This is a genomic window from Streptomyces alkaliterrae (assembly GCF_007097205.2).
GTDB lineage: Bacteria > Actinomycetota > Actinomycetes > Streptomycetales > Streptomycetaceae > Streptomyces > Streptomyces alkaliterrae.
Window position 1 is genome coordinate 13,087 of sequence record NZ_VJYK02000018.1, and the last position, 18,971, is coordinate 32,057.

Sequence of the window (18,971 nt, forward strand, 5' to 3'; positions counted from 1 at the left end):
GGTGTCAGGCCTCCTTCGGGGCGAGGCTCTTGAGCTGCTTGTCGGTCGAGCCGAGCAGGTCGTTCCAGCTGTCCTCGAACTTGGCGACGCCCTCGTCCTCGAGGAGCTGCACGACCGCGTCGTAGGAGATGCCGAGGCCGGCGAGCGCGTCGAGGTCGGCGCGGGCCTGCGCGTAGGTGCCGCGCACGGTGTCGCCGGTGATCTCGCCGTGGTCGTCGGTGGCCTCCAGTGTGGCCTCCGGCATGGTGTTGACCGTGCCGGGGGCGACGAGCTCGGTGACGTAGAGGGTGTCCGGGTAGGCCGGGTCCTTCACGCCGGTGGAGGCCCACAGCGGACGCTGCGGGTTGGCGTTCTTGCCGGCCAGCGCCTGCCAGCGCGGGGAGGCGACGACCTCCTCGTACGCCTGGTAGGCGAGCCGGGCGTTGGCCAGCGCCGCCTTGCCGCGCAGTTCCTTGGCCTCGGCGGTGCCGAGGTCGTCGAGCCGCTTGTCGATCTCGGTGTCGACGCGGGAGACGAAGAACGAGGCGACGGAGTGGATCTTCGAGACGTCCAGCCCGCGGGCGTCGGCCTTCTCCAGGCCGGCCAGGTAGGCGTCCATGACCGCGCGGTAGCGCTCGAGGGAGAAGATCAGCGTGACGTTGACGCTGATGCCGGCGCCGATGACCTCGGTGATCGCCGGGAGGCCGGCCTCGGTGGCCGGGATCTTGATGAGCGTGTTGGGCCGGTCGACGAGCCAGGCGAGCTGCTTGGCCTCGGCGACGGTGGCGGCCGTGTGGTGCGCCAGGCGCGGGTCCACCTCGATGGAGACCCGGCCGTCGCGGCCGCCGGTGGCCTCGTACAGCGGCCGCAGGATGTCGGCGGCGTCCCGCACGTCGGCCGTGGTGATCATGCGCACGGCCTCGTCGACGGTCACCCCGCGCACGGCGAGGTCGGCCAACTGCTGCCCGTATCCCTCACCCGCCGAGATCGCCTTCTGGAAGATCGACGGGTTGGTGGTCACGCCGACGACGTTCTTCTGGTCGATGAGCTCGGCCAGGTTGCCCGAGTTGATGCGCTCGCGCGAGAGGTCGTCGAGCCAGATCGCGACGCCCTCCTCGCTGAGGCGCGTCAGTGCGTCTGTCATGGGTTGTGCTCCTACGTGTCGGATGTGTGCGTCAGCGCTGTGCGGCGGCCAGGGATTCCCGCGCCGCCTCGACGACCGCGTCGGCGGTCAGCCCGAACTCACGGAACAGTGTCTGGTAGTCGGCCGAGGCACCGAAGTGCTCGAGCGAGACAAGCCGACCGGCGTCACCCAGGTAGCGGTACCAGGACTGGCCGATCCCGGCCTCCACGGCGACCCGCGCCCGCACCGACGACGGCAGCACCCGCTCGCGCCAGTCGGCGTCCTGCTCCTCGAACCACTCCACGCAGGGCATGGAGACGACCCGGGTAGGCACGCCGGCCTCCTGCAGCCGCTCGCGCGCCTCGACGGCGAGCTGCACCTCGGAGCCGGTGGCGATCAGCACCACCTCGGGGGCGCCGCCGTCGGCCTCGAAGAGCACGTAACCACCCTTGGCCGCCTCGGGGTTGGCCTCGTAGGTGGGCACGTTCTGCCGGGTGAGGGCCAGGCCGTGCGGGGCGGGCTTGTCGGCGTGGCGGCGCAGCACCTCGGCCCAGACGGTGGCGGTCTCGTTGGCGTCGGCCGGGCGGACGATGTTCAGGCCCGGGATGGCGCGCAGCGCGGACAGGTGCTCCACCGGCTGGTGGGTGGGGCCGTCCTCGCCGAGGCCGATCGAGTCGTGCGTCCACACGTAGGTGACCGGGGTGTGCATGAGGGCGGCGAGCCGGACGGCGGGGCGCATGTAGTCGGAGAACACCAGGAAGGTGCCGCCGTAGATGCGGGTGTTGCCGTGCAGCGCGATGCCGTTCATGACGGCGCCCATCGCGTGCTCGCGGATGCCGTAGTGGATCGTGCGGCCGTACGGGTCGGCGCCCGGCAGCTTGTTGCCGACCGGCAGGAAGGAGGTGTTCTCGATGGTGGTGTTGTTGGAGCCGGCGAGGTCGGCGGAGCCGCCCCACAGCTCGGGCAGCACCGGGCCGAGCGCCTTCAGGACCGCGCCGGAGGCCTTGCGGGTGGCGACGTCCTTGCCGGGCTCGAAGGTCGGCAGCGCCGCCTCCCAGCCCTCGGGCAGCTCACCGGCGGTGATCCGGTCGAACAGTGCGGACCGCTCGGGGTTGGCGCCGCGCCAGGCGGCCAGCTCCTTCTCCCACGCGGAGCGGGCCTCACGGCCCCGGTCGAGCGCGGTGCGGGTGTGCGCCAGGACGGTGTCGTCGACCTCGAAGGTGCGCTCGGGGTCGAAGCCGAGCACCCGCTTGGTGGCGGCGACCTCGTCGGCGCCGAGCGCCGAGCCGTGGGCGGCCTCGGTGTTCTGGGCGTTGGGGGCCGGCCAGGCGATGATCGAGCGCGCGGCGATCAGCGAGGGGCGGTCGGTGACGGCCTGGGCGGCCTTCAGCGCGTGGAAGAGCGCCTCGGGGTCGAGGTCGCCGCTGGGGGCCTGGTCGACGCGCTGGACGTGCCAGCCGTAGGCCTCGTAGCGCTTGAGGGTGTCCTCGGAGACGGCGGTCTCGGTGTCGCCCTCGATGGAGATGTGGTTGTCGTCCCAGAGCACGACGAGGTTGCCGAGCTTCTGGTGGCCGGCCAGCGAGGAGGCCTCGGCGGCGACGCCCTCCTGGAGGCAGCCGTCACCGACGATCGTCCAGACGGTGTGGTCGAAGACGGACTCACCGGCGGGGGCGTCCGGATCGAACAGGCCGCGCTCGTAGCGGGCGGCCATGGCCATTCCGACCGCGTTGGCGACGCCCTGGCCGAGCGGGCCCGTGGTGGTCTCGACTCCGACGGTGTGCCCGTACTCGGGGTGGCCGGGGGTCCTGCTGTCCCAGGTGCGGAACGCCCTGAGGTCGTCCAGCTCCAGGCCGTAGCCGGCGAGGAACAGCTGGGTGTAGAGGGTCAGGCTGGTGTGACCGACCGAGAGGACGAACCGGTCGCGGCCCGCCCAGTCGGCGGTCGCCGGGTCGTGGCGCATGACCTTCTGGAAGAGCACGTAGGCGGCGGGCGCGAGGCTCATCGCCGTGCCCGGGTGGCCGTTGCCGACCTTCTGCACGGCGTCCATCGCCAGTACCCGGGCGGTGTCCACGGCACGCTGGTCCAGCTCGGTCCAGTCGAAGGCCCGGTCGTCGGCGGACTCGGTATCGGTGGTCGTCGGATTGGTGCTCACCCTGGCTCAGGGCTCCTCTCACAGAACGGAAGCCGGTGGCCTGTCCCTCATCCGGCCCCATCGAGCCTACCTCCGCGTGAGGCGGCTCCGATTCGGCTGTTCGCTCCTTGGTACGCACCTGACGGGGCTACCGGTCGGTCACCGAAGGAGGGGACGGCACGGCGACTCTACGCGCGTAACATCGGCCTCCGCCAGACCTGTCCACAACACGACTCACCCCCGGCCGCGAGCCGGGTCTGGCCAACGTCTAAAGTGGCGTGGTACGCGCGAGTCGTTCCGGTTCCGCACCGGACCTCGCTTGTTCCCACGCGCGGCAGCAGCCGCGGATGTCGCTTGTGATCAGGGGTGTTCGTGACGGCCGTCGAATCCTGTCCCGCGGGAGTCAGCGCAACGGGCACGGCACCCCGGGTGCCGCTGGCGGCCAAGGTGAAGGCGTACGTCGCACTCACCAAGCCGCGCGTCATCGAGCTGCTGCTGATCACCACCATCCCGGTCATGTTCCTGGCCGCCCAGGGTGTGCCCGACCTGTGGCTGGTCCTGGCGACCTGCCTCGGCGGATACCTCTCGGCCGGCGGTGCCAACGCGCTCAACATGTACATCGACCGCGACATCGACGCGCTGATGTCGCGCACCGCGAACCGGCCGCTGGTCACCGGAGTGCTGCGCCCCCGCCAGGCCCTCGCCTTCGGCCTCGCGCTCGCGGTCGTCTCCACACTGTGGTTCGGTCTGCTGGTCAACTGGCTGTCGGCCGCGCTGTCGCTCGGCGCGCTGCTGTTCTACGTGCTCGTCTACACGATGCTGCTCAAGCGGCGCACGTCGCAGAACATCATCTGGGGCGGCATCGCCGGCTGCATGCCGGTGCTGATCGGCTGGTCCTCGGTGACGAACGAGGTCAGCTGGGCCGCTGTCATCCTCTTCCTGGTGATCTTCTTCTGGACGCCGCCGCACTACTGGCCGCTGTCGATGAAGGTCAAGGACGACTACGCGCGGGTCGGCGTGCCGATGCTGCCGGTGATCGCCTCGAACCGCACGGTGGCCCGCCAGATCGTGCTCTACAGCTGGGTCATGGTCGGCGTGTCGCTGCTGCTGTGGCCGCTCGGCTACGTGGGCTGGTTCTACACGGCGGTGGCACTGGCGACCGGCGGCTGGTGGCTGTGGGAGGCGCACGCGCTGCACGCCCGCGCCCGGGCCGGTGTCACCGGAGCGAAGCTCAAGGAGATGCGGCTGTTCCACTGGTCGATCACCTACGTCTCGCTGCTCTTCGTCGCGGTGGCCATCGACCCCTTCGTACGCTGAGCCGCCGCCGGGCACCTGCTCCGAAATCTCCGCCGGGCGATCCCCCGTCACCGTGGCACAGGCCACGACGACGGGGGATCGCCCGTTGATCTACCCGCGGGTAGCATCGGAACATGGCAGACACGAAGCAGGCCGAGGGCACCGAGCGCGCGCGGAACACCAGGAGCGAGCGCAAGGCGGCCCGGTTGGCCAAGCAGATCACCGCGTTCGCCCGGAGCCACGGCGGCAGCGCCGAGGGGCAGATCGCCTACCTCGGCCAGCGTGGCGTACGCATCGTGCTGGTCGGCGCCAACGGCGAGTGGGGCGACCTGGTGGCCGAGAGCCACGACATCGCGACGGCCGCCGTGGAGCGGGCCGGCATCACGCTGCACGAGGAGTTCGACGGCGAGTTCGCCGCCCGGGTGCGCACCGGACCCTACGAGTGGTCGAGGATGGCCGGCAGCCAGCTCGGCGGCCCCAGCAACGACTGAGCCGTCACCTGACGGTGGCACGAGTCGGGGCGGCGGTGGACTCTCGGGTCCACCGCCGCCCCGACTCGTGCTGTACGGGCGCCGTTCAGGCCGTCTCGGCGACCTCGCGGGCCTGCGCCGTGGTGTCGGTGCGCGTCGCGGGCACGGCGGGGGCGGCCGGTGCCGGGCCGCGTTCCCGCAGGGCCAGCAGCACCCGCAGGACGGCGATCCACACCAGCGTCGAGCCGAACAGGTGGATGCCGACCAGCAGCTCCGGCACGTCGGTCAGGTACTGGGCGTAGCCCACGACGATCTGCGAGGCCAGCACGATCGACAGGTCGCGCACCCGGGCCCGCGGCCCGGCCGGGGCGTCCATGACCCGCAGCAGCAGCCACAGCCCCGCGGTAAGCGCCACGACCGCCCAGGCCAGCGCGGCGTGCACCCGGGTGACCGACTCCCAGTCCAGCGGGATGCGCGGGATCTCGCTGCTGTCACCGGCGTGCGGCCCGGCACCGGTGACCACCGTGCCGGCGACCACCAGCGCGGCGGTGACGGCGACAAGCGCCACCGTGAGCTGCCGGACGCGGGGGCCGACCAGCGGCCTGGCCGGGCCGTCGCCCTCACCCGCCCGGTGCCAGGTGATCAGCGCGAGGGTGATCAGCGCGGTGGCCAGCAGGAAGTGCCCGGCGACGCTGTAGGGGTTGAGCCCGGTGAGGACGGTGACACCGCCGAGAACGGCGTTGCCCATCACCACCCAGAACTGCGCCCAGGCCAGCCGCGACAGCCCCCGCCGGGCCGGTTTGGCGCTGCGGGCGGCGACGATGGCCCAGCCCACGGCCGCGCAGAGCACGTAGGTGAGCATCCGGTTGCCGAACTCGATGGCGCCGTGCAGACCCATCTCCGGCGTGGCGAAGAGGCTGTCGTCGGTGCACTTGGGCCAGGTGTCGCAGCCGAGACCGGAGCCGGTGAGCCGCACGGCCCCGCCCGTGACCACGATGACCACGCTCATGACGAGCGCGGCGAGAGTGGCGCGGCGCAGGACGCGCCGGGTGGGGGTCCACCGCTCGGCGACGAGGGTGATCGGGCTGCGGAACAAGGCGGGCTTCTTGGGCACCGCCCCATGGTAGGCCCGCGCTTGTGCGTGCTTTCACGAGGGGTGTGGGAGGGGCCGTGACCAGCACGTCCCCTCCCACACGCCTGGTCAGCGGCCGCGCAGCTCCCGGTAGCGCCGCACGAGGGCGCTCGTCGAGCCGTCGAGGCCGGGGACCTCCGCGCCCTCGGTGAGCGCCGGCTCGATCCGCTTGGCGAGCACCTTGCCCAGCTCGACGCCCCACTGGTCGAAGGAGTTGATGCCCCAGAGCGCACCCTGGACGAAGACCTTGTGCTCGTAGAGCGCGATCAGCTGGCCGAGCACCGAGGGGGTCAGAGAGGCGGCCAGGATCGTGGTGGTGGGCCGGTCGCCGGGGAACGTGCGGTGCGGCACCTGCTCCTCCGGCACGCCGTCCGCCCGTACCTCCTCGGCGGTCCTGCCGAACGCCAACGCCTGGCCCTGGGCGAGGAGGTTGGCCATCAGCAGGTCGTGCTGGTCGCGCAGCGGACCGAGTTCGGCGACCGGCTCGGCGAAGCCGAGGAGGTCGGCGGGGATGAGCTTCGTGCCCTGGTGCAGCAACTGGTAGTAGGCGTGCTGGCCGTTGGTGCCCGGGGTGCCCCAGACGACCGGGCCGGTCTGCCAGTCAACGGGCCGGCCTGCGCGGTCGACCCGCTTGCCGTTGGACTCCATGTCCAACTGCTGGAGGTAGGCGGTGAACTTCGACAGGTAGTGCGAGTAGGGCAGCACGGCGTGCGCCTGGGCGTCGTGGAACTGGCCGTACCAGAAGCCCAGCAGGCCGAGCAGCAGGGGCGCGTTCCGCTCCGGCTCCGCGGTGCGGAAGTGCTCGTCGACGAGGTGGAAGCCGTCGAGCATCTCCCGGAAGTCCTCGGGGCCGATGGCCGTCATCAGCGAGAGGCCGATCGCCGAGTCGTAGGAGTAGCGCCCGCCGACCCAGTCCCAGAACTCGAACATGTTCGCCGTGTCGATGCCGAAGCGGGCGACCTCCTCGGCGTTGGTCGAGACGGCCACGAAGTGCGCGGCCACCGACTCGGGCCCGGCGCCCAGCCCTGCCAGCAGCCACTCGCGGGCGGCCTTGGCGTTGGTGATCGTCTCGATGGTGGTGAAGGTCTTGGAGGCGACGATGAACAGCGTCTCGGCCGGGTCGAGGTCGCGGACGGCCTCGTGCAGGTCGGCGCCGTCGACGTTGGAGACGAACCGGAAGTCCAGGTCGCGGGCGGTGCGGTGGCGCAGCGCCTCGTAGGCCATGGCGGGGCCGAGGTCGGAACCGCCGATGCCGATGTTGACGACCGTCCTGATCGGGCGGCCGGTGTGCCCGAGCCAGGCGCCGGAGCGCACCCGCCGCGCGAAGTCGGTCATGCGGTCCAGGACCGCGTGCACGGCCGGGACGACGTTCTCTCCGTCGACCTCGATCACGGCGTCGCGCGGGGCGCGCAGCGCGGTGTGCAGGACGGCCCGGTTCTCGGTGTTGTTGATCCTCTCGCCGCGGAACATGGCGTCGCGCAGCTCGGCCACTCCGGCCGCTTCGGCGAGCTCGGTCAGGAGGGTCAGGGTCTCGTCGGTGACGAGGTGCTTGGCGTAGTCCAGGTGGAGATCGCCGACCTGGAGCGAGTAGCGCTCGGCCCGCTTCGGGTCGTCCGCGAACAGTTCACGCAGGCCCACCCCGTTCAGACGGGCGCGGTGTTCGGTCAGAGCCTTCCACTGGGGCAGTCGGTCCAGTCGGACGCGGTCGGCTTCGCCGTAAGCGTTCATCTGCGAATTCAGCCCATTTCTCCTCGTGCGTACCCCGCCGGGCACCAACCTAATGGAGAAACACGACGGTTGTGCACAGGGCGCAGTGGGAGACGGCGGCCTACCGTCGGGAAGCGGCCGGAATTCGCCGGGTCAGATCTCGCCGCGCAGTTTCGCCAGCGCCTCGGCGAGAATCGCCTCGCCGTCGGCGTCGCTGCGGCGCTCGCGCACATAGGCCAGGTGCGTCTTGTAGGGCTCGGTGCGCGGCGGGTCCGGCGGGTTGTCCTGGTCCTGCCCGGCGGGGAACCCGCAGCGCGGGCAGTCCCAGGTGTCGGGCACCTGGGCGTCACTGGCAAAACTCGGCCTGGTCTCGTGCCCGTTGGAGCACCAGAAGGAGATCCGCAGCCTGGGCGCGGCCTCGCCGCGCTCGGCCTCTCCCATCGGCCCGGCGCCGACCCTGCTGCCCCGGATCGCGTTGCCACCTGCCACGGTCGTAACTCCCTGCCTCGTGACTCTGTCCCCCTGAAGACGAGGGGGCCTCACACTCGGTCACTCGCGACCCGCTGCGCGCGACCGCGTGACGGGCAGGCGCTGCCCGGTGTCGTGAGACACGCCACAGAGCCTATCAGGACCTTTCAGGGGCGTCCGCCGGTTGAATTCGTCACGAATCCGTAAGGACGCGTCAGGACTTCATCATGATGCCGAGGGCGACGATGATCCCGAACCAGATCAGCGAGACGACGATGGTGATCCGGTCGAGGTTCCGCTCCGCCACGGAGGAACCGCCCACGGAGGACTGCATACCGCCGCCGAACATGTCGGAGAGACCGCCGCCCTTGCCCTTGTGCATCAGCACCAGCAGCACCAGCAGCAGGCTGAACACAATCAGGGCGATCGACAGACCCAATTCCACGGCTGGACCAACTCTCTGGGGGCTTAGTGGGTGGAAGGAACGGATGGATCACAAGGGGCCGGATCAACAGGCCGGCCCCGACAGGGTACGACGTCCGGGCCCGGAAGACCTAGTCAGCCCGGTCGGCCGGTGCGGCCGACCCGTTTGGTCCGGCCCGGGCCGGGGCCGGGGACGTCACGCGCCCCGTCCCGTCCCCGCCCGGGCGGCGGGAACGGGACGGGGCGGCGGTGACCAGGGGACTACTGGTCCCGGAAGCGGACGATCCTGGCGAACTCCTCGGTGTTCAGCGAGGCACCGCCGACCAGCGCACCGTCCACGTCGGGCTGCGACATGATCGCGTTGACGTTGTCGCCCTTCACCGAGCCGCCGTACTGGATGCGGACCTTGTCGGCCACGTCCTGGCCGTACAGCTCCGCCAGCCGGCCGCGGATGGCACCGCAGACCTCCTGGGCGTCCTCCGGGGTGGCGACCTCGCCGGTGCCGATCGCCCAGACCGGCTCGTAGGCGATGACCAGGCGCTCGGCCTGCTCCGCCGGCACGCCCTCCAGCGCGCCGTCGACCTGGGCGAGGGTGTGCGGCACCTGGTTTCCGGCCTTGCGGACGTCCAGGCCCTCACCGACACACAGGATCGGCACGATGTCGTTGCGGAACGCCGCCTTCACCTTGGCGTTGCACACCGCCTCGTCCTCGCCGTGGTACTGGCGCCGCTCGGAGTGGCCGACGACCGCGTAGGAGCAGTTCAGCTTGGCCAGCATCGGGCCGCTGACCTCGCCGGTGTAGGCACCGGAGTCGTGCACCGAGATGTCCTGGGCACCGAAGCCGATCTTCAGCTTGTCGCCGTTGACCAGCGACTGCACCGAGCGCAGGTCGGTGAACGGCGGGAGGACGACGACCTCGGTGCCCTCGTAGTCCTTCTCGTCCAGGGTGAAGGCGAGCTTCTGGACGTGGGAGATGGCCTCGAGGTGGTTGAGGTTCATCTTCCAGTTGCCCGCCATGATGGGCGTACGGGAACTCACGTGTTCAGTCCTCCAGTGCGGCGAGACCGGGCAGGGTCTTGCCCTCCAGGTATTCGAGGCTCGCGCCTCCGCCGGTCGAGATGTGGCCGAAGGCGGTCTCGTCGAAGCCCAGCAGCCTCACGGCCGCCGCGCTGTCTCCGCCGCCGACGACGGTGAAGGCCGAGCTGTCCAGCAGGGCCTGGGCGACGGCACGGGTGCCGCCGTCGAAGTCCGGGTGCTCGAAGACGCCCATCGGGCCGTTCCAGAACACGGTCGCCGCGTCGGCGAGCTTGGCCGCGTACAGCTCCTGGGTCTTCGGGCCGATGTCCAGGCCCATCAGGTCGGCGGGGATCGCGTCGACCCCGACCGTCCGGGGGTCGGCCGGCGCCTTGGACGCGAGGTCCGGGAACTCGGCCACGGCCAGCACGTCCACCGGCAGGACGAACTCCACGCCGCGCGCCTCGGCCCGCTTGAGGTAGCCGCGGACGGCCTCCAGCTGGTCCTCCTGGAGCAGCGAGTTGCCCACCTCGTGGCCCTGCGCCTTCAGGAAGGTGTACGCCATGCCGCCGCCGATGAGGATGCGGTCGGCGCGCTCCAGCAGGTGGTCGATGACACCGAGCTTGTCGGAGACCTTCGCACCGCCGAGCACCACGGCGTAGGGGCGCTCGACCTCGTCGGTCAGGCGCCGCAGCACGCCCACCTCGGTGGCGATCAGGCCGCCGGCCGCGTGCGGCAGGCGGGCCGGCAGGTCGAAGACCGAGGCGTGCTTGCGGTGCACGGCGCCGAAGCCGTCACCGACGTAGAGGTCCGCGAGCGCGGCCAGCTCGTCGGCGAACGCGGCGCGCTCGGCATCGTCCTTGGCGGTCTCGCCGGCCTGGAAGCGCAGGTTCTCCAGCAGCGTGACCTCGCCGTCGCCGAGAGCGGCGACGGTGGCCTTCGCGCTGTCCCCCACGGTGTCGGTCGCGAAGGCGACCTCGCGACCGAGCAGTTCGCCGAGCCGGGTGGCGACCGGCGCGAGTGAGAACCGCGGGTCGGGCTCGCCCTTCGGGCGGCCCAGGTGGGAGGCGACGATGACCCGGGCGCCGGCCTCGGCGAGCCGCGAGATCGTCGGGACGGCGGCCCGGATGCGACCGTCGTCGGTGATCGTGTCCCCCGCGAGCGGGACGTTCAGGTCGGCGCGGACGAAGACCCGCTCGCCCGCGACGCCGTCCCGGAGGAGATCGTCGATCGTCTTCATTGGTTACTGACTCCTTGGGTGGAAGGCCCGGCACGGCACCGGGCCCGCACAGCGCGTCTATGCGCCGCGCGGGCCCGTGCCGTCACTTCTCGGCGCCCGCGATCGCGGCTGCGATCAGAGCTGCCCGCCGACGAAGGTCGTGAGGTCGACCAGACGGTTGGAGTAGCCCCACTCGTTGTCGTACCAGCCGACGACCTTGACCTGCTTGCCCTGCGCCATCGTCAGGGAGGAGTCGAAGGTGCAGGAGGCCGGCCAGTTGACGATGTCCGAGGAGACGATCGGGTCCTCGGTGTACTCGAGGACGCCCTTCAGGTCGCCGTCGGCGGCCTTCTGGAAGGCGGCGTTGATCTCGTCCTTGGTGACCTCGCGGCCGAGTTCGAGGACGAGGTCGGTGACCGAGCCGGTGGGCACGGGCACCCGCATGGCGATGCCGTCCAGCTTGCCCTTCAGCTGCGGCAGGACAAGCGCGGTGGCCTTCGCGGCGCCGGTCGACGTCGGGATGATGTTCTCGGCGGCGGCCCGGGCGCGGCGGAGGTCCTTGTGCGGGAAGTCCAGGATGCGCTGGTCGTTGGTGTAGGCGTGGACCGTCGTCATCATGCCCTTGACGATGCCGAAGCTCTCGTCCAGGACCTTGGCCATCGGCGCCACGCAGTTGGTGGTGCAGGAGGCGTTGGAGACGACGTGGTGGTTCGCCGGGTCGTACTTGTCGTGGTTGACGCCCATCACGATCGTGATGTCCTCGTCCTTGGCCGGAGCCGAGATGAGGACCTTCTTGGCGCCGGCGGCCAGGTGCTTGGCCGCGTCCTCACGCTTGGTGAAGATACCGGTGGACTCGATGACGATGTCCGCGCCCAGCTCGCCCCAGGGGAGGTTCGCGGGGTCGCGCTCGGCCATCGTCCTGAAGGTCTGGTTGCCGACCGTGATCGTGTCCTCGGTGTGGCTGACCTCTTCCTTGAGGCGGCCGAGGATGCTGTCGTACTTCAGCAGGTGCACCAGGGTCGCGTTGTCGGTCAGGTCGTTGACTCCGACGATCTCGACATCCGCTCCCTGCTCAAGGAGGGCACGGAAGTAGTTGCGACCGATGCGGCCGAAGCCGTTGATTCCTACGCGGATCGTCACGAACCGATCTCCTCGTTAGGTACGCCGGTACGTGCGGGTACCGGCGAAGGGGTTGTTTGGGATGTCCCCGACCACCTCCGACCCTACCGCGCCGGGCCGCTCCCGGTTACATCGACGCCTCGGCCATCCGCCGCCCGTCGGCCGACGCGTTCCGGCCTCGTGGCGCGAGGCGTCGAACGCACTCCCCGGCCCGGGCGTCAGCCCACCATCTCCTCGGTGAGGCTGGACTCGGTGCCGGGGATCCCCAGATCGGCTGCGCGCTTGTCCGCCATCGCCAGCAGCCGCCGGATCCGGCCGGCGACCGCGTCCTTGGTCAGCGGCGGGTCGGCCAGCGCGCCCAGCTCCTCCAGCGACGCCTGCTTGTGCTCCATGCGCAGCCGCCCGGCCGCCGCCAGGTGCTCGGGCACCTCGTCGCCCAGGATCTCCAGTGCCCGCTGCACCCGGGCACCGGCCGCCACGGCCGCGCGGGCCGAGCGGCGCAGGTTGGCGTCGTCGAAGTTCGCCAGCCGGTTCGCCGTCGCCCGCACCTCCCGGCGCATCCGGCGCTCCTCCCAGGCCAGCACCGACTCGTGCGCGCCCAGCCTGGTCAGCAGCGCGCCGATGGCGTCGCCGTCCCGTACGACCACCCGGTCCACGCCGCGCACCTCGCGGGCCTTGGCGCCGATCTGGAGTCGGCGGGCCGCTCCCACCAGGGCCAGCGCCGCCTCAGGACCGGGGCAGGTCACCTCAAGAGAGGAGGAGCGCCCCGGCTCGGTCAGCGAGCCGTGCGCCAGGAAGGCGCCGCGCCAGGCCGCCTCCGCGTCGCAGGTGGCCCCCGAGACCACCTGCGGCGGCAGGCCCCGGATCGGGCGGCCCCGGCCGTCGACGAGGCCCGTCTGACGGGCCAGCTGGTCACCGCCCGCGACCACCCGAACGACGTACCTGCTGCCCCGGCGCAGCCCGCCCGGCGCCATCACGACCAGGTCCGAGTTGTGCCCGAAGATCTCCAGCACGTCCTTGCGGAGCCGGCGGGCCGCGATGCCGGTGTCCAGCTCGGCCTCGATCACGATGCGCCCGCTGACCAGGTGGAGCCCGCCCGCGAAGCGCAGGATGGAGGAGACCTCCGACTTCCGGCAGCAGGTACGGGTGACGGGTAGCCGGGAGATCTCGTCCTTCACCGCTGCCGTCATCGCCATGGGCCGATCCTTCCATGCATCCGAAAAATACGGTCGTACGCGGCGGCCAGCAGCTCCGGATCGTGCCGCGGGGAGCCGTCGGGCGCGGCGACCGCCGCGAGTTCGACCGCCCCGCCGAGCAGCTCCGCGGCCTCCCGGCGCAGGCTTTCCGCGTCCGGCACCGCATCCTGGTCCGCCAGGACCACGTCGAAGGCGAGTTTAGGGGCGTGTCGGGCCAAAACCTCCAAATGACGCTGCGGGGAGAAGCCCTCGGTCTCGCCGGGTTGCGGCGCGAGGTTGAGGGACAGCACCTTCCGCGCCTTCGTCTCGCACAGTGCCTGGAGCAGTTCCGGCACCAGCAGGTGCGGGATCACCGAGGAGAACCAGGAGCCGGGGCCGACGACCACCCAGTCAGCGTCCAGCACCGCGGAGACCGCCTCCGGCACGGCCGGCGGGTCGCTCGGCACCAGGCGCACCTGCTGCACCTCGCCGGGCGTCAGCGCGACGGTCGCCTGGCCGCGCACGGTGGACAGCTCCTCGGGTCTGTCCGGATCGTGGCCGCGCACCTCGGCCTGGAGCTCGAGCGGGACGGCCGACATGGGCAGCACCCGGCCGTGCGCGCCGAGCAGCTTGCCGACCAGGTCGAGCGCGGCGACGTGGTCGCCCAGCTGCTCCCACAGCGCCACGATCAACAGGTTGCCCACCGCGTGGCCCTTGAGGTCGCCCTCGCCGGTGAATCGGTGCTGGACGACCTGCGCCCAGGTGCGGCCCCACTGGTCGTCCCCGCACAGCGCGGCCAGCGCCTTGCGCAGGTCGCCCGGCGGCAGCACGTCCAGCTCGTCCCGCAGCCGGCCGCTGGAGCCGCCGTCGTCGGCGACCGTCACCACGGCGGTGAGGTCACCGGTGATGCGGCGCAGCGCGGTCAGCGAGGCGGACAGCCCCATCCCGCCGCCCAGGGCGACCACCTTCGGCTGCCCCTTGCGGCCGGGTACGAGCTTGCGGCGGCGCAGCCGCAGCGTACGACCGGTCACCGAGCTCATTCACGTCCCATGTCACGGTGGACCACGACGGTCTCCACGCCCTCGGCCGCGAGCCGCTTGCCGAGCCGTTCCGACATGGCGACGCTGCGGTGCTTGCCGCCGGTGCAGCCGACGGCGATCGTCACGTAGCGCTTGCCCTCTCGGCGGTAGCCGGCGGCGATCAGCTGGAGCAGCTCGGTGTAGCGGTCGAGGAACTCCTTGGCGCCCGGCTGGTTGAAGACGTAGGCCGCGACCTCCTCACTCGTTCCGGTGAAGGGGCGCAGCTCGGGCACCCAATGCGGGTTGGGCAGGAAGCGGCAGTCGACGACGAGGTCGGCGTCGACCGGCAGGCCGTACTTGTAGCCGAACGACATCACCGTCGCCCGCAGCTCCGGTTCCTCGTCGCCGGCGAACTGTGCGTCCATCTTGGCGCGCAGCTCGTGCACGTTGAGGCTGGAGGTGTCGATCACCAGGTCGGCGTCGCCGCGCAGCTCGCGCAGCAGCTCCCGCTCGGCGGCGATGCCGTCGACGATGCGGCCGTCGCCCTGGAGCGGGTGCGGTCGGCGCACCGACTCGAAGCGGCGGACGAGGGCGTCGTCGGACGCCTCCAGGAAGACGATGCGGCGGGTGACCTTCTGCGCGGCCAGCCCGTTCAGCGACTCCCGCAGGCTGTCGAAGAAGCCGCGTCCGCGCACGTCCACCACGACGGCGATGCGCGCGACGTTCCCCTGGGAGCGGGCGCCCAGGTCGACCATGGTGGGGATGAGTGCCGGTGGCAGGTTGTCCACCACGAACCAGCCCAGGTCCTCCAGGCACTTGGCGGCGGTGCTGCGACCGGCGCCGGACATGCCGGAGATGATGACCAGCTCGGGAATGGTCCCGGTGCCGTTGCCCTCGGCGGGGCTGCTTGTACTCACCTGTGCCTCGTGCTGTTCGGTGTTGTCCATGTGGTCCCCCGGTGGTGTGGCCGTGGCGGTGTGCCCACGGCTCGCTCTGTCTCAATCATCCTCGATGATCTCGCCGGTGGCCGTGTTCACCGCGGGCGCCGAGCCGGTGGCGGCGGCGCCGGCGAGGGCGGCCGCCACCGTCTCGGCGGTCCTGCGGCCGATGCCGGGCACCTCGCACAGCTCCTCGACCGTCGCGGCGCGCAGCCGCTTCACCGAGCCGAAGTGCTTGATCAGCGCCTGCCGGCGGGTCTCCCCCAGGCCCGGCACCGCGTCCAGCGGGCCCGATCTGAGCGCCTTGGCGCGCTTGCCGCGCTGGTAGCGGAGGGCGAACCGGTGCGCCTCGTCGCGTACCCGCTGGAGCATGTACAGGCCCTCGCTGGTGCGGGGCAGGACCACCGGGTCGGGGTCGTCGGGCAGCCAGACCTCCTCCAGCCGTTTGGCCAGGCCGCAGACGGCGACGTCGTCGATGCCCAGCTCGTCGAGGGCGGCGCGGGCGGCGGCGACCTGCGGTCGGCCGCCGTCGACGACGAGGAGCTGCGGCGGGTAGGCGAACCGCTTGGGCCGGCCGTCGGTGCCGCGCGGGCCGGCGTCGGCCGCCTCGGCGTCCGGAGCGGCGTCCGGCGCGGCGTCCGGTTCTTCCGCGTCCTGCGCGGCGTCCGGTTCGGGTTCGACCCACTCACCGGTGCGCTGCTTCTCCCGCAGGTAGCGGCGGAAGCGGCGGCCCACCACCTCGTTCATCGCCCGGACGTCGTCCTGTCCCTCGAACGAGCGGATCTGGAAGCGCCGGTACTCGCTCTTGCGCGGCAGCCCGTCCTCGAAGACCACCATCGACGCCACCACGTCCTCCCCCTGGAGGTGGGAGACGTCGAAGCACTCGATGCGCAGCGGCACGGAGTCCAGGTCGAGCGCCTCGGCGATCTCCTCCAGGGCCCGGGAGCGGGTGGTCAGATCGGAGGCGCGCTTGGTCTTGTGGAGGTTGAGCGTCTGTTCGGCGTTGCGCCGGACGGTGTCCATGAGGTCGCGCTTGTCGCCGCGCTGCGGGACGCGCAGGTCGACGCGGGCACCGCGCAGTCCGGTCAGCCACTCGGTCAGCGGCTCGGCGGGGTCGGGCAGCGCGGGCACCAGGACCTCGCGGGGAATCGCCTCGCCGCGCTCCTCGCCGTAGAGCTGCTGGAGCGCGTGTTCGACGAGCTCGCCGGTGCCGATGGCCTCCACCTTGTCGGTGACCCAGCCGCGCTGGCCCCGGATGCGGCCGCCGCGCACGTGGAAGATCTGTACCGCGGCCTCCAGTTCGTCCTCGGCGAGCGCGACCACGTCGGCGTCGGTGGCGTCGCCGAGCACCACGGCGTTCTTCTCCATCGCGCGGCGCAGCGCCTGTATGTCGTCGCGCAGCCGGGCGGCGCGCTCGTACTCCAGGTCCTCTGCCGCCCGCTGCATCTCCTTCTCCAGCCGGCGGAGGTGGGCGGTGGTGCGGCCGGCCATGAAGTCGCAGAACTCCTCGGCGAGTTCGCGGTGTTCCTCGGCGGAGACGCGGCCGACGCAGGGCGCCGAGCACTTGCCGATGTAGCCGAGCAGGCAGGGCCGGCCGATCTGCGCGGAGCGCTTGAACACCCCGGCCGAGCAGGTGCGGACGGGGAAGACGCGCAGCAGCAGGTCGACCGTCTCGCGGATCGCCCAGGCGTGACCGTACGGCCCGAAGTAGCGCACGCCCTTCCGCTTGGCGCCGCGCATCACCTGGGCTCTCGGGAACTCCTCGTTCATCGTGACGGCGAGGTACGGATAGCTCTTGTCGTCCCGGTACTTGACGTTGAACCGGGGGTCGAACTCCTTGATCCAGGTGTACTCCAGCTGCAGCGCCTCCACCTCGGTGGACACCACGGTCCAGTCCACCGAGGCGGCGGTGGTGACCATGGTGCGGGTGCGCGGGTGGAGGTTGGAGAGGTCCTGGAAGTAGGAGGACAGGCGCGGTCGAAGGCTCTTGGCCTTGCCGACGTAGATCACCCGCTGGTGCTCGTCGCGGAAGCGGTAGACCCCCGGGGAATCGGGGATCTGCCCCGGCCTGGGACGGTAGCTGGAGGGGTCTGCCATGTCCCACACCCTACGACCCGGCACCGACAGGACGCCGCCCCCGCCGTCGGGTATCGGCCGCGGCGGGGTGGCCCGTCCGCCAGGGGCTCGCCGGGTCTCACCAGCCGCGTTCGCGCCACTCCGGCAGGTGGGGGCGCTCGGCGCCGAGGCTGGTGTCGTCGCCGTGTCCGGGGTAGACCCAGGTCTCGTCCGGGAGCCGGCCGAACAGCTTGGTCTCGACGTCGTGCAGCAGGGAGTTGAAGTTGTCGGCGTCGCCCCAGGTGTTCCCGACGCCGCCGGGGAAGAGGCTGTCGCCGGTGAAGGCGTGGGGGTGGCCGTGCGGGTCGTCGTAGACGAGGGCGACGGAGCCGGGGGTGTGGCCGACCAGATGCCGGACGGTCAGCTCGCACCTGCCCACGGTGACCGTGTCGCCGTCGTCCAGCAGCACGTCGGTGGGCACCGGGATGCCCTCCGCGTCGTGGCGGCCGGCGTGGGTGCGGGCGCCGGTCGCCGCGACCACCTCGGCCAGCGCCTGCCAGTGGTCGCCGTGGCGGTGGGTGGTGACGACCTTGGCGATGCCGTCGGCGCCGATGAGGTTCAGCAGGGTCCGCGGTTCGGCGGCGGCGTCGATGAGGAGCTGCTCGTCGGTCTCCCGGCAGCGCAGCAGGTAGGCGTTGTTGTTCATCGCGCCGACGGCGACCTTGGAGATCAGCAGGTCGGCCAGTTCGTGGACCTCGGCCGGGCCGCCGACCTCGACCTTTCCGGTGTAGGGCATGGTGCGCCTTTCTCTGCTCGGTACGGCGGGGCCGCTGCTCGGGGCGACGTGGCCCACTGTGTCGGACGCCCGCTCTCTCAGAGCGGAGGCAGGGCGGGCAGCGACGCGTCGGCCGTGAGCCCGCTGCCGGGGGTGCGGCCGGACAGCCAGCCGACCAGTGCACCGGGGGTGCCGACGACGATCCGGCGGGCGACGCCGGCGGCCGGTTCGGCGCCGGTCGTCCAGCTGCGTCCGTCCTCCGCGCGCAGCTGGAGCGCGGGCACGTCGGCACGGCCGGAGAAGCGCCTGGCCAGGTACTCCACGGCGCGGTCGGTGAAGGCGCCGGGCAGCTGGTCGACGGAGTAGCCGACGCCGAGGTCGACGTGGTGGAGCTCGACCTCGACGAGCCTGCGGAAGGGGATCGCGGAGGCGGAGTCGGTGACGCCGTTGCGCAGCTCGACGGTGGCCCCCCACTGCTCGGTGGTGAGGGCGTCCATGACCGACTCCAGCCGGTCGGCGCCGGCCCGCAGGTCGGCGAGCTGTTCCGCGGCACCGCGAGACGCGCCGGCGTTGATGTCGGCCTCCCTGGCCTCGCCGCTGGCGTACATGGACCGGCCCTGGAGGACGTTGACCAGCGCGTCGGCGTTCCGCGAGAGGTGGGTGAGGAGGTGTCCGCGGGTCCAGCCGGGCAGCAGCGACGGTTCGGCGACGGCCTTGTCGTCCAGCTTCCCGACGGCGGCCAGCAGCCGGTCGGTGGCCTCCCTGAGTACACGCGTCTCGGCGCGGGCTTCCGGGTGGGCGGAGGAATCCATCATGATCCAACGCTATCCCCGCCACACGTTCGGGTGAAGTGGGAAGCTCTGGGCGGTAAATCGAATGTACGTGCTATACGCTCGTGGGAGCACCACCACCGCACCACCCTCCGTAC

17 protein-coding genes are annotated in these 18,971 nt (G+C 71.5%); 2 read left to right on the forward strand and 15 right to left on the reverse strand.

The features are described from left to right. Positions 1-4 precede the first annotated feature (4 nt). Both tal and tkt read right to left on the reverse strand, forming a co-directional pair. Positions 5-1,123: a transaldolase gene (gene tal / locus FNX44_RS03225; protein ID WP_143646386.1), complete on the reverse strand. Its 1,119-nt coding sequence runs from the start codon at positions 1,121-1,123 to the stop codon at positions 5-7. Between the two features lie 31 nt (positions 1,124-1,154). Then, complete coding sequence (tkt, locus tag FNX44_RS03230) at positions 1,155-3,254, reverse strand: transketolase (protein ID WP_143646387.1); 2,100 nt, start codon at positions 3,252-3,254, stop codon at positions 1,155-1,157. A 351-nt stretch (positions 3,255-3,605) separates the two neighbouring features. On the opposite strand from tkt, the gene FNX44_RS03235 reads away from it, so the two are divergent. Then, on the forward strand, positions 3,606-4,550 hold the full coding sequence (locus FNX44_RS03235) for a heme o synthase (RefSeq protein ID WP_143646388.1): 945 nt from the start codon (positions 3,606-3,608) through the stop codon (positions 4,548-4,550). A 113-nt stretch (positions 4,551-4,663) separates the two neighbouring features. Beyond that, complete coding sequence (locus tag FNX44_RS03240) at positions 4,664-5,020, forward strand: hypothetical protein (protein WP_143646389.1); 357 nt, start codon at positions 4,664-4,666, stop codon at positions 5,018-5,020. Positions 5,021-5,105: 85 nt separating this feature from the next. On the opposite strand, the gene FNX44_RS03245 is transcribed toward FNX44_RS03240, so the two are convergent. From FNX44_RS03245 to FNX44_RS03305, 13 genes are all read right to left on the reverse strand, one after another. Continuing rightward, on the reverse strand, positions 5,106-6,113 hold the full coding sequence (locus tag FNX44_RS03245) for a COX15/CtaA family protein (protein ID WP_143646390.1): 1,008 nt from the start codon (positions 6,111-6,113) through the stop codon (positions 5,106-5,108). An 87-nt stretch (positions 6,114-6,200) separates the two neighbouring features. Next, positions 6,201-7,859 (reverse strand): glucose-6-phosphate isomerase, encoded by a 1,659-nt coding sequence (pgi, locus tag FNX44_RS03250; protein ID WP_143646391.1) that lies wholly within the window; start codon positions 7,857-7,859, stop codon positions 6,201-6,203. A 132-nt stretch (positions 7,860-7,991) separates the two neighbouring features. Beyond that, positions 7,992-8,327, reverse strand: a complete 336-nt coding sequence (locus FNX44_RS03255; RefSeq protein WP_143646392.1) for an RNA polymerase-binding protein RbpA — start codon at positions 8,325-8,327, stop codon at positions 7,992-7,994. A gap of 193 nt (positions 8,328-8,520) precedes the next feature. Continuing rightward, a complete protein-coding gene (gene secG / locus FNX44_RS03260; RefSeq protein WP_181353999.1) occupies positions 8,521-8,751 on the reverse strand; it encodes a preprotein translocase subunit SecG in 231 nt (76 codons plus the stop codon). Positions 8,752-8,990: 239 nt separating this feature from the next. After that, the gene (tpiA, locus tag FNX44_RS03265) at positions 8,991-9,767 is read right to left on the reverse strand and encodes a triose-phosphate isomerase (RefSeq protein WP_143646393.1); all 777 of its coding nucleotides are present in this window, start codon (positions 9,765-9,767) and stop codon (positions 8,991-8,993) included. Between the two features lie 4 nt (positions 9,768-9,771). Then, positions 9,772-10,983, reverse strand: coding sequence for a phosphoglycerate kinase (locus FNX44_RS03270; RefSeq protein WP_143646394.1), 1,212 nt, complete (start codon positions 10,981-10,983; stop codon positions 9,772-9,774). A 114-nt stretch (positions 10,984-11,097) separates the two neighbouring features. Beyond that, positions 11,098-12,102 (reverse strand): type I glyceraldehyde-3-phosphate dehydrogenase, encoded by a 1,005-nt coding sequence (gap, locus tag FNX44_RS03275; RefSeq protein WP_143646395.1) that lies wholly within the window; start codon positions 12,100-12,102, stop codon positions 11,098-11,100. A 197-nt stretch (positions 12,103-12,299) separates the two neighbouring features. Further along, positions 12,300-13,277, reverse strand: coding sequence for a DNA-binding protein WhiA (gene whiA, locus FNX44_RS03280; protein ID WP_143646396.1), 978 nt, complete (start codon positions 13,275-13,277; stop codon positions 12,300-12,302). Then, complete coding sequence (locus FNX44_RS03285) at positions 13,268-14,287, reverse strand: gluconeogenesis factor YvcK family protein (protein ID WP_143646397.1); 1,020 nt, start codon at positions 14,285-14,287, stop codon at positions 13,268-13,270. The genes whiA and FNX44_RS03285 overlap by 10 nt, the downstream gene beginning before the upstream one ends. A gap of 5 nt (positions 14,288-14,292) precedes the next feature. Continuing rightward, complete coding sequence (gene rapZ / locus FNX44_RS03290; RefSeq protein WP_228449610.1) at positions 14,293-15,222, reverse strand: RNase adapter RapZ; 930 nt, start codon at positions 15,220-15,222, stop codon at positions 14,293-14,295. Positions 15,223-15,273: 51 nt separating this feature from the next. Then, the gene (uvrC, locus tag FNX44_RS03295) at positions 15,274-17,310 is read right to left on the reverse strand and encodes an excinuclease ABC subunit UvrC (protein ID WP_143646398.1); all 2,037 of its coding nucleotides are present in this window, start codon (positions 17,308-17,310) and stop codon (positions 15,274-15,276) included. Positions 17,311-17,407: 97 nt separating this feature from the next. After that, positions 17,408-18,064, reverse strand: a complete 657-nt coding sequence (locus FNX44_RS03300; RefSeq protein ID WP_143646399.1) for an MBL fold metallo-hydrolase — start codon at positions 18,062-18,064, stop codon at positions 17,408-17,410. 77 nt (positions 18,065-18,141) lie between these two features. Then, positions 18,142-18,858 (reverse strand): maleylpyruvate isomerase family mycothiol-dependent enzyme, encoded by a 717-nt coding sequence (locus FNX44_RS03305; protein WP_228449611.1) that lies wholly within the window; start codon positions 18,856-18,858, stop codon positions 18,142-18,144. Positions 18,859-18,971 lie beyond the last annotated feature (113 nt).

Excerpts from the sequence above, each read along its gene's own strand:
- uvrC (WP_143646398.1), bottom strand. The coding sequence starts at position 17,310 with ATGGCAGACCCCTCCAGCTACCGTCCCAGGCCGGGGCAGATCCCCGAT.
- FNX44_RS03300 (WP_143646399.1), bottom strand. The coding sequence starts at position 18,064 with ATGCCCTACACCGGAAAGGTCGAGGTCGGCGGCCCGGCCGAGGTCCAC.
- tal (WP_143646386.1), bottom strand. The coding sequence starts at position 1,123 with ATGACAGACGCACTGACGCGCCTCAGCGAGGAGGGCGTCGCGATCTGG.
- pgi (WP_143646391.1), bottom strand. The coding sequence starts at position 7,859 with ATGAACGCTTACGGCGAAGCCGACCGCGTCCGACTGGACCGACTGCCC.
- rapZ (WP_228449610.1), bottom strand. The coding sequence starts at position 15,222 with ATGGACAACACCGAACAGCACGAGGCACAGGTGAGTACAAGCAGCCCC.
- FNX44_RS03270 (WP_143646394.1), bottom strand. The coding sequence starts at position 10,983 with ATGAAGACGATCGACGATCTCCTCCGGGACGGCGTCGCGGGCGAGCGG.
- whiA (WP_143646396.1), bottom strand. The coding sequence starts at position 13,277 with ATGGCGATGACGGCAGCGGTGAAGGACGAGATCTCCCGGCTACCCGTC.
- FNX44_RS03240 (WP_143646389.1), top strand. The coding sequence starts at position 4,664 with ATGGCAGACACGAAGCAGGCCGAGGGCACCGAGCGCGCGCGGAACACC.
- FNX44_RS03305 (WP_228449611.1), bottom strand. The coding sequence starts at position 18,858 with ATGATGGATTCCTCCGCCCACCCGGAAGCCCGCGCCGAGACGCGTGTA.